The sequence below is a fragment of the Noviherbaspirillum humi genome, assembly GCF_900188095.1.
Classification (GTDB): Bacteria; Pseudomonadota; Gammaproteobacteria; order Burkholderiales; family Burkholderiaceae_D; genus Noviherbaspirillum; species Noviherbaspirillum humi.
This window is the reverse complement of the sequence record NZ_FZOT01000002.1, coordinates 610,671-635,650: the sequence shown is the minus strand read 5'-3', so window position 1 is coordinate 635,650 and position 24,980 is coordinate 610,671. Positions and strand designations below refer to the sequence as shown.

25 protein-coding genes and 1 tRNA gene are annotated in these 24,980 nt (G+C 65.5%); 11 read left to right on the top strand and 15 right to left on the bottom strand.

Annotated features, from left to right (window positions below; genetic code table 11):
- Window positions 1-33: 33 nt before the first annotated feature.
- The 13 genes from msbA to CHB88_RS06255 all read right to left on the bottom strand — a co-directional run bounded on the left by msbA (window position 34) and on the right by CHB88_RS06255 (window position 11,718).
- Entirely contained in the window at window positions 34-1,791 is a 1,758-nt protein-coding gene (gene msbA / locus CHB88_RS06315; RefSeq protein WP_176442338.1) for a lipid A export permease/ATP-binding protein MsbA, read from the bottom strand.
- A gap of 320 nt (window positions 1,792-2,111) precedes the next feature.
- Window positions 2,112-2,993 carry an ABC transporter ATP-binding protein gene (locus tag CHB88_RS06310; protein WP_089398419.1) on the bottom strand — a complete coding sequence of 294 codons (882 nt, stop codon included), beginning with the start codon at window positions 2,991-2,993 and terminating at the stop codon, window positions 2,112-2,114.
- Window positions 2,990-3,664, bottom strand: a complete 675-nt coding sequence (gene modB, locus CHB88_RS06305; protein ID WP_089398418.1) for a molybdate ABC transporter permease subunit — start codon at window positions 3,662-3,664, stop codon at window positions 2,990-2,992. Before modB ends, CHB88_RS06310 begins: the two co-directional genes overlap by 4 nt.
- Window positions 3,661-4,071, bottom strand: coding sequence for a TOBE domain-containing protein (locus CHB88_RS06300; protein WP_089398417.1), 411 nt, complete (start codon window positions 4,069-4,071; stop codon window positions 3,661-3,663). The genes modB and CHB88_RS06300 overlap by 4 nt, the downstream gene beginning before the upstream one ends.
- Complete coding sequence (modA, locus tag CHB88_RS06295) at window positions 4,068-4,823, bottom strand: molybdate ABC transporter substrate-binding protein (RefSeq protein ID WP_089398416.1); 756 nt, start codon at window positions 4,821-4,823, stop codon at window positions 4,068-4,070. The genes CHB88_RS06300 and modA overlap by 4 nt, the downstream gene beginning before the upstream one ends.
- 4 nt (window positions 4,824-4,827) lie before the next feature.
- Entirely contained in the window at window positions 4,828-6,291 is a 1,464-nt protein-coding gene (rng, locus tag CHB88_RS06290; RefSeq protein WP_089398415.1) for a ribonuclease G, read from the bottom strand.
- Window positions 6,288-6,908 (bottom strand): Maf family protein, encoded by a 621-nt coding sequence (locus tag CHB88_RS06285; protein WP_089398414.1) that lies wholly within the window; start codon window positions 6,906-6,908, stop codon window positions 6,288-6,290. The genes rng and CHB88_RS06285 overlap by 4 nt, the downstream gene beginning before the upstream one ends.
- 33 nt (window positions 6,909-6,941) lie before the next feature.
- Entirely contained in the window at window positions 6,942-7,412 is a 471-nt protein-coding gene (gene rlmH, locus CHB88_RS06280; protein ID WP_089398413.1) for a 23S rRNA (pseudouridine(1915)-N(3))-methyltransferase RlmH, read from the bottom strand.
- A 21-nt stretch (window positions 7,413-7,433) separates the two neighbouring features.
- On the bottom strand, window positions 7,434-8,057 hold the full coding sequence (rsfS, locus tag CHB88_RS06275) for a ribosome silencing factor (RefSeq protein ID WP_089398412.1): 624 nt from the start codon (window positions 8,055-8,057) through the stop codon (window positions 7,434-7,436).
- Entirely contained in the window at window positions 8,057-8,710 is a 654-nt protein-coding gene (locus CHB88_RS06270; RefSeq protein ID WP_089398411.1) for a nicotinate-nucleotide adenylyltransferase, read from the bottom strand. The genes rsfS and CHB88_RS06270 overlap by 1 nt, the downstream gene beginning before the upstream one ends.
- A gap of 4 nt (window positions 8,711-8,714) precedes the next feature.
- Window positions 8,715-9,641 (bottom strand): oxygen-dependent coproporphyrinogen oxidase, encoded by a 927-nt coding sequence (gene hemF / locus CHB88_RS06265; protein WP_089398410.1) that lies wholly within the window; start codon window positions 9,639-9,641, stop codon window positions 8,715-8,717.
- A 12-nt stretch (window positions 9,642-9,653) separates the two neighbouring features.
- Window positions 9,654-10,928 (bottom strand): phosphoribosylamine--glycine ligase, encoded by a 1,275-nt coding sequence (gene purD, locus CHB88_RS06260; protein ID WP_089398409.1) that lies wholly within the window; start codon window positions 10,926-10,928, stop codon window positions 9,654-9,656.
- Between the two features lie 64 nt (window positions 10,929-10,992).
- On the bottom strand, window positions 10,993-11,718 hold the full coding sequence (locus CHB88_RS06255; protein WP_089398408.1) for a YebC/PmpR family DNA-binding transcriptional regulator: 726 nt from the start codon (window positions 11,716-11,718) through the stop codon (window positions 10,993-10,995).
- Between the two features lie 167 nt (window positions 11,719-11,885).
- On the opposite strand from CHB88_RS06255, the gene CHB88_RS06250 reads away from it, so the two are divergent.
- The 6 genes from CHB88_RS06250 (at window position 11,886) to CHB88_RS25080 (ending at window position 17,065) form a co-directional block, all read left to right on the top strand.
- Window positions 11,886-13,619, top strand: coding sequence for a helicase HerA-like domain-containing protein (locus CHB88_RS06250; RefSeq protein ID WP_089398407.1), 1,734 nt, complete (start codon window positions 11,886-11,888; stop codon window positions 13,617-13,619).
- 72 nt (window positions 13,620-13,691) lie between these two features.
- The gene (locus tag CHB88_RS06245) at window positions 13,692-14,603 is read left to right on the top strand and encodes a DMT family transporter (protein WP_089398406.1); all 912 of its coding nucleotides are present in this window, start codon (window positions 13,692-13,694) and stop codon (window positions 14,601-14,603) included.
- A 12-nt stretch (window positions 14,604-14,615) separates the two neighbouring features.
- Window positions 14,616-15,395 carry an SDR family oxidoreductase gene (locus tag CHB88_RS06240; RefSeq protein ID WP_089398405.1) on the top strand — a complete coding sequence of 260 codons (780 nt, stop codon included), beginning with the start codon at window positions 14,616-14,618 and terminating at the stop codon, window positions 15,393-15,395.
- 94 nt (window positions 15,396-15,489) lie between these two features.
- Window positions 15,490-15,903 (top strand): methylglyoxal synthase, encoded by a 414-nt coding sequence (locus CHB88_RS06235; protein ID WP_089398404.1) that lies wholly within the window; start codon window positions 15,490-15,492, stop codon window positions 15,901-15,903.
- Between the two features lie 24 nt (window positions 15,904-15,927).
- Window positions 15,928-16,902 carry a quinone oxidoreductase family protein gene (locus CHB88_RS06230; RefSeq protein ID WP_089398403.1) on the top strand — a complete coding sequence of 325 codons (975 nt, stop codon included), beginning with the start codon at window positions 15,928-15,930 and terminating at the stop codon, window positions 16,900-16,902.
- A gap of 7 nt (window positions 16,903-16,909) precedes the next feature.
- The gene (locus CHB88_RS25080) at window positions 16,910-17,065 is read left to right on the top strand and encodes a hypothetical protein (RefSeq protein WP_176442337.1); all 156 of its coding nucleotides are present in this window, start codon (window positions 16,910-16,912) and stop codon (window positions 17,063-17,065) included.
- A gap of 65 nt (window positions 17,066-17,130) precedes the next feature.
- Here CHB88_RS25080 and CHB88_RS06225 read toward each other — a convergent pair whose 3' ends face one another.
- On the bottom strand, window positions 17,131-17,760 hold the full coding sequence (locus CHB88_RS06225) for a DUF4136 domain-containing protein (RefSeq protein ID WP_089398402.1): 630 nt from the start codon (window positions 17,758-17,760) through the stop codon (window positions 17,131-17,133).
- 98 nt (window positions 17,761-17,858) lie between these two features.
- Window positions 17,859-18,200 (bottom strand): hypothetical protein, encoded by a 342-nt coding sequence (locus CHB88_RS06220; protein WP_089398401.1) that lies wholly within the window; start codon window positions 18,198-18,200, stop codon window positions 17,859-17,861.
- 71 nt (window positions 18,201-18,271) lie between these two features.
- Between CHB88_RS06220 and pepN the strand changes: the two genes are divergently transcribed.
- The 5 genes from pepN to CHB88_RS06195 all read left to right on the top strand — a co-directional run bounded on the left by pepN (window position 18,272) and on the right by CHB88_RS06195 (window position 24,852).
- Entirely contained in the window at window positions 18,272-20,938 is a 2,667-nt protein-coding gene (gene pepN, locus CHB88_RS06215) for an aminopeptidase N (protein WP_089398400.1), read from the top strand.
- 54 nt (window positions 20,939-20,992) lie between these two features.
- Window positions 20,993-21,994: a class 1 fructose-bisphosphatase gene (locus tag CHB88_RS06210; RefSeq protein WP_089398399.1), complete on the top strand. Its 1,002-nt coding sequence runs from the start codon at window positions 20,993-20,995 to the stop codon at window positions 21,992-21,994.
- Between the two features lie 169 nt (window positions 21,995-22,163).
- Window positions 22,164-22,239, top strand: a tRNA-Thr gene (locus CHB88_RS06205).
- A gap of 501 nt (window positions 22,240-22,740) precedes the next feature.
- The gene (locus CHB88_RS06200) at window positions 22,741-23,376 is read left to right on the top strand and encodes a flagellar brake domain-containing protein (protein WP_176442336.1); all 636 of its coding nucleotides are present in this window, start codon (window positions 22,741-22,743) and stop codon (window positions 23,374-23,376) included.
- 186 nt (window positions 23,377-23,562) lie between these two features.
- Window positions 23,563-24,852 carry a glycosyltransferase gene (locus CHB88_RS06195; RefSeq protein ID WP_089398397.1) on the top strand — a complete coding sequence of 430 codons (1,290 nt, stop codon included), beginning with the start codon at window positions 23,563-23,565 and terminating at the stop codon, window positions 24,850-24,852.
- Window positions 24,853-24,980: the final 128 nt, after the last annotated feature.

Below are 24,980 nucleotides of genomic sequence, written 5' to 3'. Positions count from 1 at the left end.
GAAGTTGTCTCGGCGCTCAATGGTTGAGGCAGTTCATTGCGCCAGCGGTACAGCGACCGTGGCTTGCTGATGGAATTGGAGGCGATGCAGGTTGGCGTAAACGCCTTCTCGCGCCAGCAGTTCCGCATGGCTTCCCATCTCGACGATGCGGCCGTCGGCAAGCACCACGATGCGGTCGGCGCGCTCGATGGTAGAGAGCCGGTGGGCGATGACGAGCGTCGTGCGCCCCTGCATCAGCTCGTCCAGCGCCGCCTGCACCGCCCGTTCGGATTCGGTATCCAGGGCGGAAGTGGCTTCGTCCAGGATCAGGATCGGCGCATCCTTGTATATCGCGCGGGCGATCGCCAGGCGCTGGCGCTGGCCGCCGGAAAGGCGCGAACCGTTGTGCCCGATGCGGGTCTGTAGGCCATCGGAGAGGGCGGCAAGCATGTCCGTCAGATGCGCCGCCTTGGCAGCGGCGGCGATCCGCCCCTGGTCGGGTTCGGCGTCGCCATAGGCGATGTTGTTGGCGATCGTGTCATCGAACAGCACCACATGCTGACTCACCATGGCGATCTGGGCGCGCAGGCTTTTGAGGGCAATGTCGTCGATAGGCGTGCCGTCGAGCAGGATCTGTCCGCTGGAGACGGCATAGAAACCGGGCACCAGATTGACCAGCGTGGACTTGCCGCTGCCCGACATGCCGACGAAAGCGACCGTCTCGCCGGGCGCGATGTGCAGATCGATGTTGCGCAGCGCCGGCCGCGTCGTTTCGGGATAGACGAAGCCGACATCGGCGAATTCGAGCCGGCCCGAGCTTCTGCCCGGCAGCGTCTTGCCCTCGCTCCTTTCGGTCGGCTTGTCGATCAGGCCGAATACCGCTTCGGCCGCCGCCAGGCCGCGCTGCAGCGGTCCGTTGACTTCGGCGAGCTGCTTGAGCGGCGTGAGCAGCATCAGCATGGCGGTCACGAAGGAGACGAAGCCGCCGACGGTGACATCGCCATTGTGTGATTGGACGAGGGCCAGCACGACCACGATCGCCAGGGCGCAGGCGGTCATCAATTGCGTGATCGGCACTGTCGCCGAGAAGGTGCTGGTCTGGCGCATGGTGTAGCGGCGCAGATTGTCGGAGCGCTCCTGGAAGCGGGCTTTCTCATAGGCCTCGCCGCCGAATATCTTGATCACCTGCGGCGCCCGCGTCACTTCCTCGATCACCTGCGTCAACTCCGCATTCACCCGCAGCGATTCCTCGTTCAGCATCTTCAGGCGCTTGCCGGTGGTGCGCACCACCAGCGCCAGCAGCGGCAGCAGGATCAGCGTCACCACCGTCAGGGCGGCATTCAGATACAGCAGCCACACCAGCAATCCGACCACCGTCAGCGCGGAGCGCACGATCGAGGTGAACACCTTGGTGATCATTTCGATGATCTGCTGCACCTCGAACATCATTGAATTGATGACCTTGCCGATGGTGTTGTCATGATAGAAGCCCAGCGGCACGTCGAGCAGGCGGGCGAACATCTGGCGCCTGAGCTCGTTCAGCAGGCGCGTGGAGACCCAGGTCATCATGTAGCTGCTGGTGAAGGTGGACATGCCGCGTATGGCGAAGATGCCGATCACCGTCAGCGGCACCAGCCAGAGGGAAAAGGTCGGCTTGCCGGTGAATCCCTTGTCCAGGAGCAGTTTAAGCAGGTAGGGCACCACCGGCTCGGTGGCGGCGGTGATGATCATTGCCAGGAAAGCCAGCGCAAGGCGACCTTTGTACGGACGATGCAGCAGTGCGAGTCGCTTGACGCTAGAGGGAAGAATCATATGAGTGGCTTGTAACGAAACTGGGGAACGCCGGATGGCTTGCCAGGCTGCTTGGCTGAACGAGGACGGGGCTGCGAAACCGGAAAACGACGGCAGCAGCCGCCATCATCATGATTGTCTTTTTGCCCACGAAACCCCCTGAACAGGGGACGCCCTCGTCGGCGAGTCCGGGCAATCGGCGGGCCCTATTGTAATCGAATGTGCCGGGGCGAATGCCTTCGCGGTCTGGATGGCGCGGCAGTTCGACGGCGAGTCTGCTGCATCGATGTCATGGCGATAATCTGGAATGCGCCGGGGGCAGGCCTTTCCTGGCCGCATCGTCAACGCCGCTTCCGCAGCATCGGACTGAAGGTGCGCGCGCCGACGAACACCGCATCGCCCGGCGCCAGGTCGGCAACTTCATCTTCCGAGGCCAGCACCTCGATGATGTCCTGGCCGATGAGCAGTGCCACCACGAACACCACTTCCTCCCGCCGCACCGCCAGCACCTGGCCCTGCAGCGTCAGCTCGCCGGCGCCGCGGCGGCGCAGAAAGACCGCGTCCGGGGCGCCGCTGCGGGCGATGCGCCCATCCTCCAGGCACAGCACCTCGGACGACAGCTTGAACACTTCGCCGAGGTCGTGGGTCACCATCAGGGTAGTAAGACCGAGCTGCGCATGCAGGCGGGCGAGATCATCCTGCAGGCGGCTGCGCAGGCCGGCGTCGAGCGCCGACAGCGGCTCGTCCAGAAGCAGCAGCGCGGGCTTGCGCGCCAGCGCGCGCGCCAATGCCACGCGCTGCCTTTGGCCGCCGGACAGCGTGTCCGGGCGGCGCTGCCGCAACTCGGCCAGCCCGATCATTTCCGTCAGCTCGTCCACCCAGCCGGCATCCCGCCTGTCCGCCCCGTAGGCAATGTTTTCCCGCACCGTCAGGTTGGGAAACAGCGCATGGTCCTGGAACACGTAGCCGATGGCGCGCCGCTGCGGCGGCAGGTCGATGCCCTTTTCGCCATCGAACCAGGTCTCGCCCCCGATCACCAGGCGGCCGGCGTCCGGCTGCGTCAGGCCGGCCAGCATGCGCAACAGGGTGGTCTTGCCGGCGCCGGAAGGGCCGAACAGGGAGGCGAAGCTGCCGCCGGCCAGCGTGGCGCGGACATGCAGCCGCATGTCGCCGGCCGGTCCGCGCAGCGCCTTGCGCAGATCGATTTCAACGGGGAGCGTCATGCGCCGGCCCGGCGCCAGCCGCGGTTGGCGAGGTGCACTGCCAGCAGGATGACGAAGCTGAGCGTGAACAGCACCGCCGCATGGAAGTGGGCGGCGGCGTAGTTCAAGCCTTCCACCTCGTCGTAGATGGCGATGGAGGCCACCCTGGTCACGCCCGGGATGTTCCCGCCTATCATCAGCACCACGCCGAACTCGCCGACGGTATGGGCGAAGCTGAGCACCGTGCCGGTCAGCAGCGCCGGCTTGATGTTGGGCAGCATGACCCGGAACAGCGTCGCCAGGTCCGACTTGCCCAGGGTGCGCGATGCTTCCAGCAGCGAGGCCGGCAGCGCCTGGAAACCGGCCTGCACCGGCTGCACCATGAAGGGCAGGCTGAACAGGATGGAGCCGAGCACCAGGCCCTCGAAGCTGAACACCAGCTTCAGGTGCAGCCAGCGGTCCAGCCACTGGCCGAAGGCATGCTGGGGGCTGAAGGCGAGCAGCAGGTAGAAGCCGAGCACCGAGGGCGGCAGCACCAGCGGCATGCTGACCAGGGTTTCGAGCACCGCCTTGAATCGGCTGTTCATGCGCGCCAGCTGCCACGCCAGCGGCACGCCGAGCAGCAGCAGGAAAGCGGTCGTCATCGCCGCCAGGCGGAAGGTCAGCAGCAGCGGCTGCCAGTCGTGGCTCATGCGGCCTCTCCCGGCAGCAGGCTCATCTCGTTCGCCTTGACCAGTCCCTCCACCTGGTCGCCGACCGCCAACTGCATCGCGTCGCAGGAACGGGCGGTGATGATGGATTCCAGCGCATGGCCCTCGAAGTCGAGCATCACCCGCGCCAGCAGGCTGCCGCGCTCGATGCTGCGTATGGTCCCGGGCAGGCGGTTGCGCAGGCTGATCATGCCGGAAAGGTTCTTGGCGAGCGACATTTCGCTGCCCTTGAACAGCAGGGTCACGCCCATGCCCGGCGGCCAGGCGGCGGCTTCCTCGCCGGAACCGACCAGGGTGGCGGTGAAATGGTGGCGGCCCACTGCCACCTCCACCAGCGCCACGCTGCCGGCGGCGTCGACCTTGACGATTTCGCCCGGCAGCCGGTTCATGGCAGCTGGTAGCCGTAGCGCTGCAGGATGGCGCGCGCCGGCGGCGCGGCCAGGAAATCCTTGAACTGCCGCGCCGCCTCCCGGCTGGCCGGCGTTGCCGCCTTCAGCAACACCGTGCCCTGCGCGATCGGCTGGTAGGAACCTGCGGGCAGATCGACCCACTTGCCCTGGCCTTTCATCTCCGGCGACAGCACCACCGATTTGGCAGTGAAGCCGGCATCCACCACGCCGGAGTGGATGTACTGGCTGGTCTGGGCGACGCTCTCGCCGAACACCAGTTTCGGCTTCAGCGCCGCTTCCAGCCCGAGGGTTTGCAGCGCCCGCAGCGCCTCCCGGCCATAGGGCGCGCTGCTTGCGCTGGCGACGGCGATGCGGCTCACCGCCGGCGAGGCGAGGGCTTTCTGCCACTGGCCGAGATCGATGTCCTTCATGGTCCAGAGCACCACCGCGCCGTAGGCATACACCTGCGGCGGGCCGTCGGTCAGGCCCTCCTTGTGCAGGCTTTCCGGGTACATCATGTCGGCCGAGAGGAAGAGGTCGAACGGGGCGCCGTTCTTTATCTGGGCGACGAAGCGGCCGGAGGAGTTGAACACCGGCTTGATCTCGTGACCGCTGGCTTGGCGGAAGGCAGCCTGGATTTCGCCGAAAGCCGGTTGCAGGTTGGCGGCCACGGCGGCCGTCAGGGTGGCGGCCGATGCCGGAAAGGCGAGGAGAAGGATGAGACAGGCAGGCAGCAGGCGCGTCGGCGTCATGGCGTCACATCAGGATGATGTCGTACTGCTCCTGGTGGTACACCGTCTCCACCTGCAGCGAAATCGGCTTGCCGATGAAGTCGCCGAGCATGGCGAGATGCTGCGACTCTTCCTCGAGGAACATGTCGACCACCACCTGCGAGGCAAGGATGCGGAACTCGCGCGGATTGAACTGCTTGGCTTCGCGCAGCAGTTCGCGCAGGATTTCGTAGCAGACGGTGCGCGCCGTCTTCACCTGGCCCTTGCCCTTGCAGGCAGGGCAGGTCTCGCACAGGATGTGGGCCAGCGACTCCCGGGTCCGCTTGCGCGTCATTTCCACCAGGCCGAGCGCCGAAAAGTTCGACACCGACACCTTGGTGCGGTCGCGCGCCAGCGCCTTGTTCAGCTCCGCCAGCACCGCGCTGCGGTGCTCGGCATTGTCCATGTCGATGAAGTCGAGGATGATGATGCCGCCGAGATTGCGCAGTCTGAGCTGGCGCGCGATCGCATGTGCCGCTTCGAGATTGGTCTTGAAGATGGTGTCGTCGAAGTTGCGGCCATTGACGTAGCTGCCGGTGTTGACGTCGATGGTGGTCATGGCCTCGGTCTGGTCCACGATCAGGTAGCCGCCCGACTTCAGGTCGACCCGGCGGCCGAGGGCGCGCTCGATTTCCTCTTCCACGCCGTACAGGTCGAACAGCGGACGCTCGCCGGTGTAGTGCGCGAGCTTGGTCAGCACCGATGGCGTGTACACCTTGCCGAACTGCTGCAGCTTCTGGAAGTTTTCGCGCGAGTCCACCTGGATGGTGGCGGTATCTTCGTTGACGAAGTCGCGCAGCACCCGCTGCGCCAAACTCAGGTCCTGGTACAGCAGGCTGGGCGCCGGGCGGGTGCGCATCTGCTGGCTGATGGCAGACCAGGTCTTGCGCAGGTAGTCGATGTCCATCTGCAGGTCGGCCTCGCTTGCATCCTCGGCCATGGTGCGGATGATGTAGCCGCCTTTTTCTTCGGCAGGCAGCAGGCGCTGCACCCTGCTGCGCAGCTGCTCGCGCTCAGCTTCGTTCTCGATGCGCTGCGAGATCCCGATGTGGGAATCCTGCGGCAGGTAGACCAGCATGCGGCCGGCGATCGAGACCTGGGTCGACAGGCGCGCGCCCTTGGTGCCGATGGGATCCTTGATCACCTGCACGATCAGCGACTGGCCGTCGTACAGCAGCTTCTCGATCGGCGCATGGCTGCCGTTGGCGGCTTCCTGCGAACGCGCCTCCCAGATGTCGGCCACGTGCAGGAAGGCGGCCCGCTCCAGGCCGATGTCGATGAAGGCCGACTGCATCCCGGGCAGCACCCGCACCACCTTGCCAAGATAGATGTTGCCGGCCAGGCCGCGCGACTGGGTGCGCTCGATGTGGAGCTCCTGCACCGCACCCTGGAGCACGAGCGCGACCCGGGTTTCCTGCGGGGTGATGTTGATGAGTATGTCTTCGCTCATAGGATCGGGATGCCGGCCTGCATCAGCAGTTGCGCCGTTTCGTGCAGCGGCAGGCCCATGATGCCCGAGTGGCTGCCGCCGATGTTGGCGATGAAGACCGCGGCCATGCCCTGGATGCCGTAGCCGCCGGCCTTGTCGTAGGGCTCCGGCGTGGCGCAGTAGGCCTGGATCGCCGCATCGCTGAGCGTGGCGAAGGTCACGTCCGAGCGCTGGGTCGTCTGCCAGACCTGCTCGTCGCGGCTGACGACGACGCTGGTCAGCACCTGGTGGGTGCGGCCGGAGAGGGCGCGCATCATCGCCACCGCTTCAGGCGGATCGGCCGGCTTGCCGAGGATGCGGCCGTCGATGACCACGGTGGTGTCGGCGGTGAGCACCGTGCGCATCGGCAGGCGGCGCCAGACCATGGCCTTGGACGCGGCTTCGGCCTTCTCGCGGGTGACGCGGGCCACGTATTCGTGCGGCGGCTCGTTCGGATGGACGTCTTCGCTCACTTCCGGACCGCGCGGGCCCTGGTCGCGCAGCAGCAGCAGTTCGAATTCGACGCCGATCTGGCGCAGCAGCTCGCGCCGGCGCGGGCTCTTGGAAGCCAGATAGATTTTATGATCAGGGGGTTTCATGGCCGGGTAAGGCAGCTCAGCAACGTAAGATGGTTACACCCGGTGATAAGGGTGGTTCTGGGTAATCGACCAGGCGCGGTACAGCTGTTCGGCCAGCAGCACGCGCACCATGCCGTGCGGCAGAGTCAGGCTGGAGACGCGAACCAGCATGTCGGCCGAGGCCTTCAGTCCGGCGTCGAGTCCGTCCGCCCCGCCGATGAGGAATGTAACATCCCGGCCATCCTGGCGCCACTGGCCGAGCAGTTGCGAAAGCTGCATGGTGGTGAGGTCGCGGCCGCGCTCGTCGAGGGCGACGATGCGCGAACCCTTCGGGATCGCCGCCTCGATCTTGCCGCGCTCGGCCGCCATCACGCTCTCCGCCGTGCGCCCGCCGGAACGCTCCACCGGCTTGATTTCCTTGAGCAGGATGCGGCAGTCCGGCGGCATGCGCTTGGCATATTCGGCGAAGCCGGACTCGATCCAGGCGGGCATCCTGTGGCCCACCGCGGCAATGATCAACTGCATGAGGTTGCCCGCCAGGCCGAATTATTCGGCAGCCTTCTTCCTCGCGGGTGCGCGCTTGGCGGCGGTCTTCTTCGGAGCGGCGCTCTTGGCGGCGCTGACCCGAACCGTCTTGCCGACAGGGGCCCGCGGCGTCTTGGCGGCGGTCTTCGTGGCGGCGGACTTGGTCGCAGTCTTGCGCGCCGGCTTCTTCGGCGCGTCCTCGTCATCGTCGAGCGTGGTCTGGACGGCGGCATTGTGGCGCGAGACCTTGCGCGCGGGCGGCGCTTCGCCGTCGACCGCGGTTTTCTTCGCGCCGACGCGCTTGGCGGCGCCGACCTTCACTTCCTTCTCGCCCCATATCTCTTCCAGGCGGTAGTAGTCGCGGATGGCCGGCTGCATGATGTGCACGACCATGTCGCCGAGGTCGACCAGCACCCATTCGCCGGTCTCCGCACCCTCGATGCTGACGACGGTGCCGCCGTTTTCCTTCACCTTGTCGCGCACCGAGGCGGCCAGCGCCTTGGTCTGGCGGTTCGAGGTGCCGGAAGCGATGGCGAGGCGGTCGAACATGCTGGTCAGGTGGACCGTGTCGAAGACGCGGATGTCTTGCGCCTTGACGTCCTCGAGGGAGTCGATGACGAGGGCTTGCAGTTTTTTGATGTCCATTAGTCCTGGTATAGGTGATGTGATTTTATATAGTCTAGCACCGCCCCCGGAATGAGCGCGGCGGGCGCTTCGCCGCGCCGGAGCGCGGCGCGGATGTCGGTGGCGGCGATGTCGATGTCGAGATTGCCCGCGAGATAGGTGAGCCCGTGCGGCGTGTCGCGCAGCTGCTGCGGCGTGCCGGCGCGGCGCGCGAATTCCCGCCGCACCGCTTGCGGCAGGTGCGCCTCGTCGACCGAAAAGCCGGGCCGCGCGGCGGCGCAGATATGGGCCAGGTCGAACAGGCTTTCCCACTCGACCCACGTGTCCAGCCGCTGCAGTTGGTCGGCGCCAATCAGGAAAGCGATGGCGGCATCCGTCCCCAGCTCGGCGCGCAGCGACTTGAGCGTGGCGATGGTGTAGGTCGCGCCCTGGCGCCGGATCTCCTGCTCGTCGATCACCACCGGCACCGGCAGGCCGCGGAAGGCCAGCTTCAGCATGGCGATGCGGTCTTCGGCGCTCGCCTCCAGCGGCTGCTTCTGCCAGGGGTTGCCGGCCGGGATGAGACGCAGCGTGTCGGGAAAGAGCAGCCTGGCGAAATAGCCGCCCAGCGCCACGTGACCGTTGTGCACCGGGTCGAAGCTGCCGCCAAGCACCGCGATGCAGGGTCGGCTCACGTCGTCACACCCAGTCCTTGCGGATCAGGAAGTCGGAATACAGCCTGGCCTCCTCGCTGCCCGGCTCCGGCGTCCAGCTGTAGCGCCATTTCACCAGCGGCGGCATCGACATCAGGATGGATTCGGTGCGGCCGCCGGATTGCAGGCCGAACAGCGTGCCGCGATCCAGCACCAGGTTGAATTCCACGTAGCGTCCGCGCCGGTAAGCCTGGAAGTCGCGCTCGCGCTCGCCGTAGGGCAGGTCCCGGCGCCGCTCCAGGATGGGCAGGTAGGCATCGAGGAAACGATCGCCCACGCTGCGCATCATGGCGAAGCTTTGCTCCAGCCCGAGTTCGTGGAAATCGTCGAAGAAGATGCCGCCCACGCCGCGCGGTTCCTGGCGGTGCTTGAGGAAGAAGTACTCGTCGCACCAGGTCTTGAAGCGGGCATGCAAGCCTTCGCCGAAGGGCGCCAGCGCGTCGCGGCAGGTCTGGTGGAAATGACGGGCGTCCTCGTCGAAGCCGTAATAGGGCGTCAGGTCCATGCCGCCGCCGAACCACCACACCGGCTCCTGGCCTTCCTCGGTGGCGATGAAGAAGCGCACGTTCATGTGCACCGTCGGCGCATAGGGATTGCGCGGATGGAGCACCAGCGACACGCCCATCGCTTCCCAGTGGCGGCCGGCGATCTCCGGCCGGTTGGCCGCCGCCGAGGGGGGCAGGCGCGAGCCGCTGACATGGGAAAAGCCCACGCCGCCACGCTCCAGCACATTGCCATCCTCCAGGATGCGCGAAATGCCGCCGCCGGCAATCGGGCCGGCGCCGGCGGGGCGCTCCCACTGGTCGGTGATGAAGGACTTGCCGTCGATGCGCTCCAGGCTGGCGATGATGCGTGCCTGCAGATCGAGCAGGTACTGCTTGACGTCGCTGGCGGAGACGGTGGCGTTTTGCATGCGCGGCCTGGTTCAGTGCGGGCGCTTGAGCGCGCGCCAGCCGATGTCGCGGCGGAACTGCATGCCGTCGAAGCGGATGCGTTCCACCGCGTCGTAAGCATGCTTCTGCGCCATGCGCACGTTGTCGCCGAGGCCGACCACGCACAGCACGCGGCCGCCCGAGGTCTGCAGCTTGCCGCCATCGAGCACGGTGCCGGCATGGAAGGTGACGCAGTCGGCGGTCTCTTCCGGGATGCCGGTGACGGTGTCGCCCTTGCGCGGCGCATCCGGATAGCCGGCGGCGGCCATCACCACGCCGAGCGCGGTGCGGCGGTCCCACTCCAGCGCGACCTGGTCCAGGGTGCCGTTGACCGCATGCTCCATGACGGTGACGAGGTCGGTCTTGAGGCGGGCCATGATGGGCTGGGTTTCCGGATCGCCCATGCGGCAGTTGAATTCCAGGGTGCGCGGATTGCCCTGGGCGTCGATCATCAGGCCGGCGTAGAGAAAGCCGGAGAAGGGAATGCCGTCCTTGGCCATGCCCTGCACCGTGGGATTGATGATTTCGCGCATCACCCGCGCATGCAGCGCCGGCGTGATGATCGGCGCCGGGGAATAGGCGCCCATGCCGCCGGTGTTCGGACCCTGGTCGTTGTCGAGCAGGCGCTTGTGGTCCTGGCTGGTGGCCAGCGCCAGCACGTTCCGGCCGTCGACCATGACGATGAAGCTGGCTTCCTCGCCGGCGAGGAACTCCTCGATCACGACGCGGGCGCCGGCGTCGCCGAGCTTGTTATCCGACAGCATCATGTCGACTGCCGCATGCGCTTCCTCCAGCGACATGGCCACCACCACGCCCTTGCCGGCGGCGAGGCCATCGGCCTTGATGACGATCGGCGCGCCCATCCGGTCGATGTACTGGTGCGCCGCCTGCAGGTCGGAGAAGGTCTGGTATTCGGCGGTGGGAATCGCGTGGCGCTTCATGAAGGCCTTGGCGAAGTCCTTGGAGCTTTCCAGCTGCGCCGCTTCCTTCGTCGGGCCGAAGATCTTCAGGCCCTGCTCGCGGAAGATGTTGACGATGCCCGCCGCCAGCGGCACTTCCGGGCCGACCACGGTCAGCGCGATGTGCTCGCGCTTGGCGAATTCCGCCAGCTCGGCCGGATCGGTGATGGCGAGGTTCTCCAGACGCGGGTCGAGCGCGGTGCCGCCATTGCCGGGCGCGACGTAGACCATCTGAATCCGTTCGGATTGGGCCAGTTTCCAGGCCAGGGCGTGTTCGCGGCCGCCGGAGCCGACTACCAGAATTTTCATGAGACGAGTGACTGATGATGAGGGCGCGGACGGATCCGTCCGCGCCGCGAGAGGTTGCTTGGGCTTATTCCGAGATGACGGCGTTGGTGTAGACCTCTTGAACGTCGTCGAGGTTTTCCAGCGCGTCCAGCAATTTCTGCATGCGCTGCGCATCCTCGCCGGTGAACTCGGTCTCGGTGGACGGTTTCATGGTGATTTCGGCCACTTCCGCCTTGAAGCCGGCCTTTTCCAGCGCCTCCTTGACGGCGGAGAAATCCGGCGGCGCGCACAACACTTCGATGCCGCCTTCCTCGTCGGTCACCACATCTTCGGCGCCGGCTTCGAGCGCGGCTTCCATCAGGGCGTTCTCGTCGGTGCCGGGCGCAAAGAGGAACTGGCCGCAATGCTTGAACAGGAAGGCGACCGAGCCTTCGGTGCCCATGTTGCCGCCGAACTTGGAGAAGGCATGGCGCACTTCGGCCACGGTGCGGACCCGGTTGTCGGTCAGGCAGTCGACGATGATGGCGGCGCCGTTGATGCCGTAGCCTTCATAGCGGATTTCCTCGTAGTTGGCTCCTTCCAGGCCGCCGGTGCCGCGCTGGATGGCGCGGTTGACGTTGTCCTTGGGCATGTTGGCGTCGGCCGCCTTTTCCACCGCCAGGCGCAGGCGCGGGTTGCTGGCCAGTTCACCGCCGCCGAGGCGGGCCGCCACCGTGATTTCCTTGATCAGGCGCGTCCAGATCTTGCCGCGCTTGGCGTCGGTCGCCGCTTTCTTGTGCTTGATGTTGGCCCACTTGCTATGTCCAGCCATGGAGAACTCTTCCCGGATTGATGTTCGACAATGTGTTTGATGAAGCCAGTCTGAAATGAATTTCGGCCCTTGCAGGCCGTCAAAAATCATGTTGTAAGACTGAAAATCAATCTACAATTTTAACACAGCGACCTCCCCTGAAACCCGCCCATCCATTGCCACGCGCCATGCCCGAACCTCTCCTGATAGCAAAAAACCAAGACACCGACCTGTTCCTGCTGCCGGCGCTCGCCAACCGCCACGGCTGCATCACCGGCGCCACCGGCACCGGCAAGACGGTTACGCTGCAGACCATGGCCCAAGCCCTGTCCGGCATCGGCGTGCCGGTGTTCATGGCGGACATCAAGGGCGATCTGTCGGGCCTCGCCAAGCCGGGCAGCGCCACGCCGCGGATCAAGGAGAGGCTGGACCAGCTCGGTTTCGACGAGCCGGCCTGGAGCGGCTGCCCGGTCACCTTCTGGGACGTATTCGGCGAAAAAGGGCATCCGGTGCGCGCCACCATCTCCGATCTCGGGCCGCAATTGCTGGCGCGCATGCTCAACCTGAACGAGATTCAGCAGGGCGTGCTGCAGCTGGTGTTCAAGGTGGCGGACGACCATGGCCTGCTGCTGCTCGACCTGAAGGACCTGCGCGCCATGCTGCAGCACGTGGGCGAAAACGCCGGCGAGCTGCAGACCGAATACGGCAACATCTCGTCCGCCAGCATCGGCGCCATCCAGCGCGGCCTGATCGCCATCGAGGAGCAGGGCGGCGACCGCTTCTTCGGCGAGCCCATGCTCAACATCGAGGATTTCATGCAGACCGACCAGCATGGCCATGGCCTGGTCAACATCCTCGCCGCCGACAGGCTGATGAATTCGCCGCGCCTGTACGCCGTCTTCCTGCTGTGGATGCTGGCCGAGCTGTTCGAGCAGCTGCCGGAAGTGGGCGACCTCGACAAGCCCAAGCTGGTGTTCTTCTTCGACGAGGCGCACCTGCTGTTCGACGAGGCCCCCAGGGCGCTGGTGCAGAAGATCGAGCAGGTGGTGCGGCTGATCCGCTCCAAGGGCGTGGGCGTCTACTTCGTCACCCAGAATCCGATCGACATTCCCGACACGGTGCTGGGCCAGCTCGGCAACCGGGTGCAGCACGCGCTGCGCGCCTACACCCCGCGCGACAAGAAGGCGGTGCAGGCGGCGGCGGAAACCTTCCGCCCCAACCCCAAGCTCGACACCGCGCAGGTGATCACCGAGCTCGGCGTCGGCGAGGCGCTGGTTTCCTTCCTCGACGAGAAGGGCCGGCCGACCATGGTGGAGCGCGGCTTCGTGCTGCCTCCCGTCTCGCAGATCGGCCCGATCAGCGACGAGGAGCGCCGGCAGCTGATGGAGACTTCCATCGTCGCCGGCGTCTACGAGCAGGCGATCGACCGCATGTCGGCCTACGAAAAGCTGAAGGGCCGGGTGGAACGGCAGCCGGCGCAGCAGCAGGCGCCGGCGGCGAAGAAGCCTTATCCCGGCCGCGCTGCGCCGCCATCCGCGCCCGGCACGGCAGCGCATGCTCCGTCGGCACCGTCCGCGCCGAACAGCGATGGCTGGGGCAACAGCGGCGCATCGACGCCGCAGGCGCAGCCCTATCCGGTGGACCAGGCGGCCCGGGAACCCGCGCCGCGTGCGACACCGCAGGCCCGACGGCCGCAGCGCCAGCCAGAGCCCGAACCGGCGCCGCAGGAACCGGCGCCGGGTTCGTCGATCGGCGACTCCGTGCGCGACATGATGGGCGGCCTGTTCGGCGGCTCCGGCGTGGCACGGCGCAAGGACACGGTGGTGGAAGCCATGGTGAAGTCGGCGGCGCGCAGCATCGGCTCCCAGGTCGGCAGGGAAGTCATACGCGGCGTGCTCGGCTCCCTGATGAAGCGAAAGTAAGCGCGCCGCTTCCCGTGCCCGCCGCGGCTCCCTGCAGGTAAGAAATGCCGGCGCGGCGTACAATCGCCGGCTATGACCACCAGCACCATGCAGCCTGCCGCGCGGCAGGCGTTTCTTGCCGGCCTCTTCATCGCCATCAGCGGCGCCATCCTGTTCTCGGCCAAGGCCATCGTCGCCAAGCTGATCTACCGCTACCAGGTCGATGCGGTCACCCTGATCGCGCTGCGCATGCTGTTCTCCCTGCCTTTCTTCGCCCTCGTGGCCGGGTGGCGCGCCCGCCGCGACGCGCCGCTGGCGACTGCGGACCGGCTGCGCATCGTGTTCCTCGGCCTGCTCGGCTACTACCTCTCCAGCTTCCTCGATTTCATCGGCCTGCAGTACATCAGCGCCGGCCTGGAGCGGCTGATCCTGTTCCTGACGCCTTCCTTCGTGCTGATCAGCTCGGTGTTCTATCTGAAGAAAAGGATTTCCCGGGTCGAGTGGCTGGCGCTGGCCACCGCCTACTCCGGCACGGTGCTGGTGTTCCTGCACGACGTGCGGACCGGCGGGCCCGACGTGGCGCTGGGCAGCGCCTTCGTGCTCGGCAGCGCCATCAGCTATGCGATCTACCTGCTGCTGTCGGGAGAGCTGGTGCGCCGGGTCGGCGCGATGCGTCTGGTGGCGTATGCAATGTGCGTCTCCAGCATCGCCTGCGTCGCCCAGTTCTTTCTGCTGCGCGCGCCGGAAGTCTTGATACAGCCGGCGGCGGTGTACCAGCTGTCGCTGGTGAACGCGGTGTTCTGCACCGTGCTGCCGGTGTTCCTGACCATGGTCGCGGTGGACCGCATCGGCGCGCCGACCACCTCGCAGGCCGGCATGATCGGTCCGGTTTCCACCCTGTTCATGGGCGCCGCCATCCTCGGCGAACCGATCACGGTGTATCAGATCGCCGGCACCGTGCTGGTGCTGTGCGGCATTTATTTGTTGTCGAAGAAAAAAACCTAGGAGGAAACACAGATGGATTTCGGCATTCGTGGCAAGACGGCGCTGGTGTGCGGCGCCAGCAAGGGACTGGGACGCGGCTGCGCCGAGGCGCTGGCGGCCGAGGGCGTGGACGTGACGCTGGTGGCGCGTGGCGCCGAGGCGCTGGAAAAGACGGCGGAGGAAATCCGCCGTGCCACCGGCGTGAAAGTGACGACGGTAGCCTGCGACGTCACCACGCCGGAAGGGCGCCAGCAGGTGCTGCAGGCCTGCCCGCAGCCGGACATCCTGGTGACCAACGCCGGCGGCCCGCCGACGGGCGACTTCCGCACCTTCAGCCGCGACGACTGGATCAAGGCGATCGACGCCAACATGCTGACCCCGATCGAGCTGATCAAGGCCACGGTGGACGGCATGATCGCGCGCCGCTTCGGCCGCATCGTCAACATCACCTCCAGCGCGGTCAAGGCGCCGCTGGACGTGCTGGCGCTGTCCAACGGCGCCCGCTCCGGCCTCACCGGCTTCATCGCCGGCCTGGCGCGCAAGACGGTGCCGCACAACGTCACCATCAACAACCTGCTGCCGGGGCAGTTCGCCACCGACCGCCTGCAAGTCACCATCGGCGCCGCCGCCAAGTCCGTCGGCAAGCCGGTGGACGAAGTGTTCGAGGCGCGCCGCAAGCAGATTCCGGCGCAGCGCTTCGGCACGCCGGAAGAGTTCGGCGCCGTCTGCGCCTTCCTGTGCAGCATGCAGGCCGGCTACATGACCGGCCAGAACGTGCTGCTGGATGGCGGCAACTATCCGGGCACCTTCTGATCCCCGGAACTGCGATGCCGCAGGCGGCGGCCCGGAACCTTTCCCGGCCGCCGTCCTCGACAGGTTTTCATTGAGACTTCGATGGAGATTCGCCGTGAAGAAGCGCATCGCCCTGATTGCCCATGACCACAAGAAAGACGAGATGGTGGACCTGGCGTCCGAGTACGCCGACGTGCTGCGCCAATGCGTGCTGGTCGCCACCGGCACCACCGGCAAGCGCCTGGCCCAGGAAGTCGGCCTGACGGTGGAGCGCAAGCTGTCCGGCCCGATGGGCGGCGACCTGCAGATCGGCGCCGAGCTGGCCGACGGCCGCATCGACTGCGTCATCTTCCTGCGCGATCCGATGACGCCGCAGCCGCATGAACCGGACATCAATGCCCTGGTGCGCGCCTGCGACGTGCATGACGTGCCCTGCGCCACCAACATCGCGACCGCAAGATTGCTATTATCCCAACTGGTGCCGCATCATCCCGGCCATCATTCCCACCATTCGCATAATCAGCCATAACTAGAACGGAGAAAGAGAGCAACCATGACCAAGGCGATCCGCATTGCCGCCAACGGCGGCCCCGAAGTGCTCGAGTATGTCGATGTCGAGGTAGGCGAACCGGGACCGGGAGAAATCCGGGTGCGCCACAAGGCCTGCGGCCTGAACTACATCGACGTCTATTTCCGCACCGGCCTCTATCCGCAGCCGCTGCCCGCCGGCCTCGGGATGGAAGGCGCCGGCATCGTCGAAGCGGTTGGCCAGGGCGTGAGCCATCTCAAGACCGGCGACCGCGTGGCCTACGCCAGCCGGCCGCCGGGCGCCTATGCCGAGGCGCGGGTGATGAATGCCGCCTACGTGGTCAAGCTGCCGGAAGGCATCGATTTCGAGACCGGCGCGGCGATGATGCTTCAGGGCCTCACGGTGCAGTACCTGTTCCGCCGCACCTTCCCGCTGCGCGGCGGCGAGACCATCCTGTTCCATGCGGCCGCCGGCGGCGTCGGCCTGATCGCCTCGCAATGGGCGCGCGCCATCGGCGTCACCATGATCGGCACCGTCGGCTCCGACGAAAAGGCGGAACTGGCCAAGGCGCATGGCTGCGCCCACGTCATCAACTACAACACCGAAAACTTCGTCGAGCGCGTCAAGGAGATCACCGGCGGCAAGGGCGTGCCAGTGGTGTACGACTCGATCGGCAAGGACACCTTCATCGGCTCCCTCGACTGCCTGGCGCCGCTCGGCATGATGGTCAGCTTCGGCAACGCCTCCGGCCCGGTGCCGCCGTTCAGCGTGAACGAGCTGGCCTCGCGCGGCTCGCTGTTCATCACCCGGCCTTCGCTGTTCAACTACATTGCCAAGCGCGAAGACCTGGACGTCATGGCCAACGACCTGTTCAGCATGGTCCTGAGCCACAAGATCAAGATCGGCATCAACCAGCGCTATGCGCTCAAGGATGTGGCCCAGGCCCACCGCGACCTGGAGTCGCGCAAGACCACCGGCTCCACCATCCTGATTCCCTGAGCCAGCCATGGACGAGCAGGAGCGCAATCCGATGAACCATCCGGAGGAACAGCCCGCCGGCACGGATGGCGCGCCGAAGTTCGGGCGCTTGCTGATCGTGCTGGTGGCAGCGGTGGTGCTGATCGGCATCATTACCCTGCTGACGGAGCGGATGTACTCTTGAATGCTCGCCCAGCGTAAAAGTAAAGAGAGCCGGCATTGCCGGCTCTTCTTTTTTGCGATCCCTTATCAGGACTGCATCTTCAGTTCCACCTGGCGCGGCACGCTGTTCGGTCCCGGGAAGTCGGCGAAGGCGCTGCGGATCATGTAGGGCATGACCGCCGCCAGCGAGGGATTGGTGCCTTCGCTGACCACGGTGTTTTCGTACAGCCGCTTGCCGGTCCTGATGTCGGCCATGACGATCTTCAGCTGGCGGTTGTAGATCTGGTAGGTGGTATCGCGCTGCTCCACGATCGGCGGGCTGTACCAGAAGGGATCGTAGAAGGGGCCGTAGTAGCCGCGCCAGTAGGGGTGCGGATAGAAGGGGCCGGGCCAGGCGCTGCCGACCACCACCGGTTCGATCACCCGCAGGTCGCGCACCGTGACGGCGTAGTTCAGCGTGACTTTTACATCGGGCGCGCGGCCCTCCTGCGCTTCGGCGAAGCCGAGGCGGCTCAGTTCGCTCCGCACCTGGTTCTCGTAATTGCGGTACTCCAGATTGTTGTTCTGCTCGGCAGTGCGCTCGAACACATAGGTCTTGTTGCGGAAGTCGGCCGGCAATTCATGGAAGGCGGTGACATTGGTGCGCACCACCTGAGAAGCACAGCCCGCCATCAGGCTCAGTACCATCAGGGACAGGATGATCCAGGCCCGTTTCATAGGTTTTCTCCAGCGATCAGAAGTTGAAATTTAGAATAATGAGGGAGCGCAAAAAATCCGTAATTGTTTGTAACCGAAAGGCTGCGTGCAGGCGCGACTCAACGCGGGCTTTCGAAGAATACATAGTTGGTGCCGTAGTCGCTGACCTCGAAATACACCTTCTTCTCGCCCGGGTCCGTGACCATGTTCAGGTTCTCGTCGAGTATGCCGTAGCCGAACCGGTAGGGCCGGGCGCTGCCGCCTTCGGTGGCGCTGGCGGTGGTCATTTTGTCGATGTGGATGAAGCGGCGCACCAGCTTGTCGCCCGAGTAGATTTCGAGCACGCCGTTGGTGCCGGTCCAGTTCTGGACCGAGCGGCTGATCTTGTTCTGCTGCTCCTGGGTGCAGGATGCAAGCAGGAAACTGGCGGCCATCACGAAAAGCGCAAACGATGCCCTCATGGGGAAAGCCTCCTCGATGGTTGGTTGTAGAATGCCATTTTGCGTCAAATCCAACCGTCCGACACTTCCCTATGCGCACCGATACTCCCCAGACGATTTATCGCAAGGATTACACGCCGCCCGCCTACTGGGTCGACACCGTTGAAATGGGATTCGACCTCGATCCCGCCGAAACCCGCGTGGCTACCCGCATGACCATGCGCCGCAATCCGGACAGCCGCGCCCGCAACCTGCTGCTCCATGGCGAAGGCCTGCAGTTGGCGCAGCTGCGCGTGAACGGCAAGGCGCTCGGCCCTCGTGCCTACGCGCTCGGCCAGGGCACGCTGGAGATCTTCAATCCGCCGCAGAACGTGGTGCTGGAAATCGAGACGGTGATCAAGCCGGACCAGAACACCTCGCTGATGGGCCTCTACGTGTCCAACGGCAATTTCTTCACCCAGTGCGAGGCCGAGGGCTTCCGCAAGATCACTTACTTCCCGGATCGCCCCGACGTGATGGCGCGCTATACCGTGATGCTGCGCGCCGACAAGGAAAGATATCCGGTGCTGCTGTCCAACGGCAACCTGATCGACCAGGGCGACCTCGGCGACGGCCGCCACTACGCCACCTGGGAAGACCCGTTCAAGAAGCCGTCCTACCTGTTCGCGCTGGTGGCCGGCAATCTGGTATGCCATGAAGAGACCTACCGCCTGCAGTCCGGGCGCGAGGTGCTGCTGCAGGTGTGGGTGGAAGAGGGCAACCTCGACAAGACCCAGCATGCGATGGAGTCGCTGAAGAACAGCATCCGCTGGGACGAGGAGCGCTTCGGCCTGGAACTCGACCTGGACCGCTTCATGATCGTCGCGGTGGGCGACTTCAACATGGGCGCGATGGAGAACAAGGGCCTCAACATCTTCAACACGAAGTATGTATTGGCCAACCCGCGCATCGCCACCGATGCCGACTTCGCCAACATCGAGTCGGTGGTCGGCCACGAATATTTCCACAACTGGACCGGCAACCGCGTCACCTGCCGCGACTGGTTCCAGCTGTCGCTCAAGGAAGGGCTGACGGTGTTCCGCGACCAGGAGTTCTCGGCGGACATGATCGGCACCGACACCGGCCGCGCGGTCAAGCGCATCGAGGACGTGCGGGTGCTGCGCCAGGCCCAGTTCCCGGAAGACGCCGGCCCGATGGCGCATCCGGTGCGGCCCGACTCCTACGTCGAGATCAACAACTTCTATACCGTCACCATCTACGAGAAGGGTTCGGAAGTGGTGCGCATGTACCAGACCCTGCTCGGCAAGGACGGCTTCCGCAAGGGCATGGACCTGTACTTCCAGCGCCACGACGGCCAGGCCGTCACCTGCGACGACTTCCGCGCCGCCATGGCCGACGCCAACGGCCGCGACCTGACCCAGTTCGAGCTTTGGTACAGCCAGGCCGGCACGCCGCGGGTGAAGGTCGAGACCCGCTACGACGCGATCGGCAAGCAGTACGAGATGACGCTGTCGCAAAGCTGCCCGCCGACCCCGGGCGAGGAAAGCAAGCAGCCCTTCCACATTCCGGTGGCGGTCGGCCTGCTCGATGCCGCCGGCCGCGACATCCCGCTGCGCCTGGCCGCCAGCGGCGCCGGTCCGGACGCGCCGACCACCCTGGTGCTGGAACTGACTCGGGACAAGCAGACCTTCGTCTTCACCCATGTGCCGGAACGGCCGGTGCCCTCGGTGCTGCGCGACTTTTCAGCGCCGGTGATCCTGGACATCGACTATGCGGACGAGGAACTCGCCTTCCTCATGGCCCATGACAGCGATGCCTTCAACCGCTGGGAAGCGGGCCAGCGCCTCGCCATGCGGCGCATGCTGGCGCTTACCGAACAGGTGGAAGCCGATCCGGCGGCGTTGCAGAATCTGGATGAGCCGATGCTGGTGGACAGCTTCCGCGCCACCCTGAACGACGAGGCGCTCGATCCCGCCTTCCGCGAACTGGCGCTGACCCTGCCGTCGGAAACCATCATCGCCGAGCAGATGGCGGTGGTGAATCCGCAAGCCATTCACGCGGTGCGGCGCGCGCTGCGCCGCCTGCTGGCGCAGCAGCTGCGCCTGGACTGGCGGGTGGCCTATGAAGGCAACCGTGACGCCGGCCCCTACAGCCCAGATGCTTCTGCCGCCGGCCGCCGCGGATTGAAGAATCTGGCGCTGGGCTATCTGGCCGAGCTGGACGATACCGAGTCCCATCTGCTGGCGCAGTCCCAGTACGACAACGCCAACAACATGACCGATCGCATGGCGGCGCTGGCCGCCCTTGCCAACGGCGGCGCGCCGGGCCGCGAGGACGCCCTGGCCGGCTTCTACGACGAATTCAAGGACGAGGCGCTGGTGGTGGACAAGTGGTTCACCCTGCAGGCGATGGCGCGCAATACCGACGTCGCCGCCGTCCGGGCGCTGATGAGTCATCCGGCCTTCACCCTGAAGAATCCGAACCGGGCGCGCAGCCTGATCTTCAGCTTCTGCAACGGCAACCCGCCGCAGTTCCATGCCACCGACGGCAGCGGCTACGGCTTCTGGGCCGAGTCGGTGATCGCGCTCAACCGCATCAATCCGCAGGTGGCGGCGCGCCTGGCGCGCAGCCTGGACCGCTGGCGCAAGTTCACGCCGCCGCTGCGCGCCATGATGCAGGACGCGTTGCGCCAGGTGGCGCGCTCCGGCCCGCTGTCCAAGGACGTGCATGAAGTGATCACCAAGTCGCTGGCGGAGTGAGCCGGGCGCCGATAACAATCAAATGCAAATCATCACATCACAAGGGAAGAGAACATGAAACGTGTCAGCCTGACCCAGTATCTGGTCGAGGAACAGCGCCTGCACAACAGCATACCGGCGGAACTGCGCCTGCTGATCGAAGTCGTGGCGCGCGCCTGCAAGAGCATCAGCCATGCGGTCGGCAAGGGCGCGCTGGGCGAGGTGCTCGGCAGCGCCGGCAGCGAGAACGTGCAGGGCGAAGTGCAGAAGAAGCTGGACGTGCTGTCCAATGAAATCCTGCTCGAGGCGAACGAATGGGGCGGCCACCTCGCCGCCATGGCGTCGGAAGAAATGGAGACCATCCACCCGATCCCGAACCGTTATCCCAAAGGCGAGTACATGCTGCTGTTCGATCCGCTCGACGGCTCCAGCAACATCGACGTCAACGTCTCCATCGGCACCATCTTCTCGGTGCTGAAGGCGCCCGAAGGCATGGGCGAGCCGACCGAGCAAGCCTTCCTGCAGCCGGGCACGCGCCAGGTCGCCGCCGGCTATGCGGTCTACGGCCCGCAGACGGTGCTGGTGCTGACCACCGGCGACGGCGTCAACTGCTTCACCCTGGACCGGGAGATGGGTTCCTGGGTGCTGACCCAGCGCGACATGAAGATTCCGGAAGACACCAGGGAATTCGCCATCAACGCTTCCAATACCCGCCACTGGTACCCGCCGGTCACCCGCTACGTCAATGAACTGCTGGCCGGCAAGACGGGTCCGCGCGGAAAGGATTTCAACATGCGCTGGATCGCGTCGATGGTCGCCGACGTGCATCGCATCCTGAACCGCGGCGGCATCTTCATGTACCCGGCCGATGCCCGGGAACCGGACAAGCCCGGCAAGCTGCGCCTGATGTACGAAGCCAACCCGATGGCCTTCCTCATCGAACAGGCCGGCGGAGCCGCCACCAACGGCACCCAGCGCATTCTCGACATTCAGCCGAAGAAACTGCATGAGCGGGTGGCGGTGTTCCTCGGCTCGAAGAACGAAGTAGAGCGCGTCACCGGCTACCACCAGCAGTAAGCATGGCGGGGGAGTTGCCGGTCCGTGAAGACTGGCAACCGTCGGCAATCGGGTTGTCGGATTTCAATGGAATTTGCATGGCATCAAGTTCAAAAATCCGGCAAAGCTGATAGAATCACGCCCTCAGAACTGCTTTCGAATCCGGTTTTTGCGGATTACGCACAGCAGTGCCGCTGTAGCTCAGTCGGTAGAGCAGCGCATTCGTAATGCGAAGGTCACCAGTTCGATTCCGGTCAGCGGCACCATCAGGTTCCGAAAAGCCCAGCCCACAAGGCTGGGCTTTTTTGCTTTGGTGCTCTGCATGGGAGCAAAGCGTACAGCCGTTCCGACACGCCTTCATCATTCATTCGATCAATCGAACCGGAAAGACCGTCAACGAAGACGAGATGCGCTCTCTTGAAGCCACTTTGCCGGCATGGCCGACATGTACGCCGCTTGCAGTCTGCGTTGCGCAAGTAACGCGTCAGTACGTTTCCCAGACCCCAACGCCGAACGCCGACGATTCCCGATGCCAGCCAGTTGTTGCTGCATTGACTAGATGAAAAGTCATTGCTAGAGTTAGCCCCGCCTGGCTTCCCGGGCACGTTTACTGGTGGTGGCGATTGTCGGCGGATCTAATGCAAAGGATGCTTGTGAACCCAATCTCAGCTCGTGCTCCCGAACATGCTCAGGCATCCAGATTTTCTTCGGCCCTCGATCAGGATCCCACGAATTTCGTCCCGGAGACCGAGGTTGATCCCGCCCGCTTGAATTGGCAGATCGGCGCCTTGGTCACGCTCGAGCCGGTCTCGGCGCCAGGCATGCTGCACGAAGCGCGGTTGATCGGTTGCGCGCCGGGGCAGTCGCTTCTCATCACGCCTCCTACCCTGAACGGTTGCCCGGTCAAGATCAAGGAGTCGCAGACATGGGGCATCCGCGTGCTGGTCAATGGCAATGCCTTCCGCTTCGTTTCAAGCGTGCAATGCGCTCATAAGAAGCCGTTCGAGTATGTGTGCCTTACCTATCCAAACATCCTGATGCAAGCCAAGCCGCGGCGTCATGCACGTCATGCGGTGTTGCTGCAGGCGATCCTGCGCCACAACATGGGCCATGGCCGCCGCGAGGGTCACATAGTGAACTTGTCGGAAGGCGGCGCCTGCTTTGCCACCAGCATGCCGGCGGCATCCTGGGGCTCGCAGGCCGTCCTGGATCTCGACTTGTCCGACGGCACGCAGCTGTCGCTCCAGGTGGCGCTGCGCACCGTGCAGCCGCAAGTCGACAACGGCTTTCGGGCCGGACTCGCTTTCGAGGATGTCGATCAGTCCGCCCGGGCGGCGCTCAACCGCTTCCTCGCAAGCCTGAACACCAACCCCAGCGAAGCCCGGCCGACGGAAGCTGCCTAGCTTCCCAGGCCGGAAGTAGGAGGCATCCGAGCCGGCGAGGCAGGGGACGGGAGCCGCCATGCCATCGCAGGCGATGCCGCGGCCCGCATGCGGGCTCATGCGTTTGCACAAAGCGCCCGGGCGCCCGGTTCGGACAATATTCGCTAACCACACCGGCCACGCCGCCTCTTCCTTTCCCTTGCCGCCATGAAGCAGCCCCATGTCGTCTTTGCCACTGCAGGCTCGCTCGGCGATCTGTATCCCTTCCTCGCGCTCGGGATGGAACTGCGCCGGCGCGGACATCGCGTCAGCGTCGCTACCAGCACCGACCATCGGACCCGGGTGGAAGCGGCCGGCCTCGAATTCCGCCCGATGCGTCCCGACCCGCCTGGCACGCCGGAATTCTTCGCACGCTACATGCATCCGAAGACCGGGGCGGAGTTCGTCTACCGGTCATATCTGTCGCCTGCGATCCGCGACAGCCATGCCGACCTCTTAGCGGTGGTGCGCGATGCCGACCTGCTGGTTAGCCAGTCCCTGATGGCGATGGCCGCGCCGCTGGTCGCCGCCGATACCGGCATTCCCTGGATCTCCGCCGTGTTCCAGCCCATGACCCTGTTCTCGCTGCATGACCGGCCCAGCTATCTGCCGGTGCCGCTGCTGGCCGACCTGTGCGCGCGTTATCCCGAGGTCCATGCGCGTGTCGTCCATTACGTGAAAAAGCATACGCGCCAGTGGGTGCAGCCCATCATCGAGTTCAGGCAGGAGCTGGGACTGGATCCGGCGCCGCATCCGATGTACGAAGGCCAGCATTCGCCCAGGCGGGTGCTGGCGATGTTCTCGCCGCTGCTGGGCGGGTCCCGGCCGGACTGGCCGACCGCGGCGATGCAGACCGGGACAGCGACCTATGCCGGCGGAGGCGAGCCCATGGCGGAGCCGCTGCGCCGCTTCCTGGCGGCGACGGACCAGCCGCTGGCCATCTTCACGCTTTCCTCGGCGCCCGGCTTGCCGGGCGACTTCTACCGCCATGCGCTGAGTGCGTCGGCGGATGCGGGCATGCGGGCCCTGCTGGTCACCAGCGGCCTGTCCGCCTCGGCGCCATTGCCGGACCCGTTGCCCGACGGGGCAATGCGCGTCGATTACGTGCCTTTCGAAGAGGTGCTGCCGCACGCGGCGGTTCTCGTGCATGCCGGCGGCATCGGGACCATGTTCAAGGCCATGCAGGCCGGCATCCCGCAGGTCGTCATGCCGCAGGCGCACGATCAGGCCGACAATGCCCTGCGCCTGGCCAGGCATGGCGCAGCCCGCATCATTCCTCCAGGCCGCTTCGGCCGGCGCAGCCTCGTGCGCGCGCTGCGTGCCGCCATCTCCGGCACGGCCATGCGGGACGCTGCCGAGGCGCTGGCGGCGCGGGCGCGCCGCGAAGACGGCGTTGCCCGGGCTTGCGACGAAATCGAACGCCAGCTGGAAGCGTCCCCGCGCGCAGCGGCCTACTGAGCGCGGCGCGCCTGTCGCTCAGGCGACGGCCGTCAGCGATACCCCTTGTCGATTTTCATGCCGGCTGCTGTTTCATGCGTCGGGTTTTGCGTATCATGCTCCCTTCAAAAAAGAATCATTTGGAGGGC

Excerpts from the sequence above, each read along its gene's own strand:
- msbA (WP_176442338.1), bottom strand. The coding sequence starts at position 1,791 with ATGATTCTTCCCTCTAGCGTCAAGCGACTCGCACTGCTGCATCGTCCG.
- CHB88_RS06310 (WP_089398419.1), bottom strand. The coding sequence starts at position 2,993 with ATGACGCTCCCCGTTGAAATCGATCTGCGCAAGGCGCTGCGCGGACCG.
- modB (WP_089398418.1), bottom strand. The coding sequence starts at position 3,664 with ATGAGCCACGACTGGCAGCCGCTGCTGCTGACCTTCCGCCTGGCGGCG.
- CHB88_RS06300 (WP_089398417.1), bottom strand. The coding sequence starts at position 4,071 with ATGAACCGGCTGCCGGGCGAAATCGTCAAGGTCGACGCCGCCGGCAGC.
- modA (WP_089398416.1), bottom strand. The coding sequence starts at position 4,823 with ATGACGCCGACGCGCCTGCTGCCTGCCTGTCTCATCCTTCTCCTCGCC.
- rng (WP_089398415.1), bottom strand. The coding sequence starts at position 6,291 with ATGAGCGAAGACATACTCATCAACATCACCCCGCAGGAAACCCGGGTC.
- CHB88_RS06285 (WP_089398414.1), bottom strand. The coding sequence starts at position 6,908 with ATGAAACCCCCTGATCATAAAATCTATCTGGCTTCCAAGAGCCCGCGC.
- rlmH (WP_089398413.1), bottom strand. The coding sequence starts at position 7,412 with ATGCAGTTGATCATTGCCGCGGTGGGCCACAGGATGCCCGCCTGGATC.
- rsfS (WP_089398412.1), bottom strand. The coding sequence starts at position 8,057 with ATGGACATCAAAAAACTGCAAGCCCTCGTCATCGACTCCCTCGAGGAC.
- hemF (WP_089398410.1), bottom strand. The coding sequence starts at position 9,641 with ATGCAAAACGCCACCGTCTCCGCCAGCGACGTCAAGCAGTACCTGCTC.
- purD (WP_089398409.1), bottom strand. The coding sequence starts at position 10,928 with ATGAAAATTCTGGTAGTCGGCTCCGGCGGCCGCGAACACGCCCTGGCC.
- CHB88_RS06255 (WP_089398408.1), bottom strand. The coding sequence starts at position 11,718 with ATGGCTGGACATAGCAAGTGGGCCAACATCAAGCACAAGAAAGCGGCG.
- CHB88_RS06250 (WP_089398407.1), top strand. The coding sequence starts at position 11,886 with ATGCCCGAACCTCTCCTGATAGCAAAAAACCAAGACACCGACCTGTTC.
- CHB88_RS06245 (WP_089398406.1), top strand. The coding sequence starts at position 13,692 with ATGACCACCAGCACCATGCAGCCTGCCGCGCGGCAGGCGTTTCTTGCC.
- CHB88_RS06240 (WP_089398405.1), top strand. The coding sequence starts at position 14,616 with ATGGATTTCGGCATTCGTGGCAAGACGGCGCTGGTGTGCGGCGCCAGC.
- CHB88_RS06230 (WP_089398403.1), top strand. The coding sequence starts at position 15,928 with ATGACCAAGGCGATCCGCATTGCCGCCAACGGCGGCCCCGAAGTGCTC.
- CHB88_RS25080 (WP_176442337.1), top strand. The coding sequence starts at position 16,910 with ATGGACGAGCAGGAGCGCAATCCGATGAACCATCCGGAGGAACAGCCC.
- CHB88_RS06225 (WP_089398402.1), bottom strand. The coding sequence starts at position 17,760 with ATGAAACGGGCCTGGATCATCCTGTCCCTGATGGTACTGAGCCTGATG.
- CHB88_RS06220 (WP_089398401.1), bottom strand. The coding sequence starts at position 18,200 with ATGAGGGCATCGTTTGCGCTTTTCGTGATGGCCGCCAGTTTCCTGCTT.
- pepN (WP_089398400.1), top strand. The coding sequence starts at position 18,272 with ATGCGCACCGATACTCCCCAGACGATTTATCGCAAGGATTACACGCCG.
- CHB88_RS06210 (WP_089398399.1), top strand. The coding sequence starts at position 20,993 with ATGAAACGTGTCAGCCTGACCCAGTATCTGGTCGAGGAACAGCGCCTG.
- CHB88_RS06195 (WP_089398397.1), top strand. The coding sequence starts at position 23,563 with ATGAAGCAGCCCCATGTCGTCTTTGCCACTGCAGGCTCGCTCGGCGAT.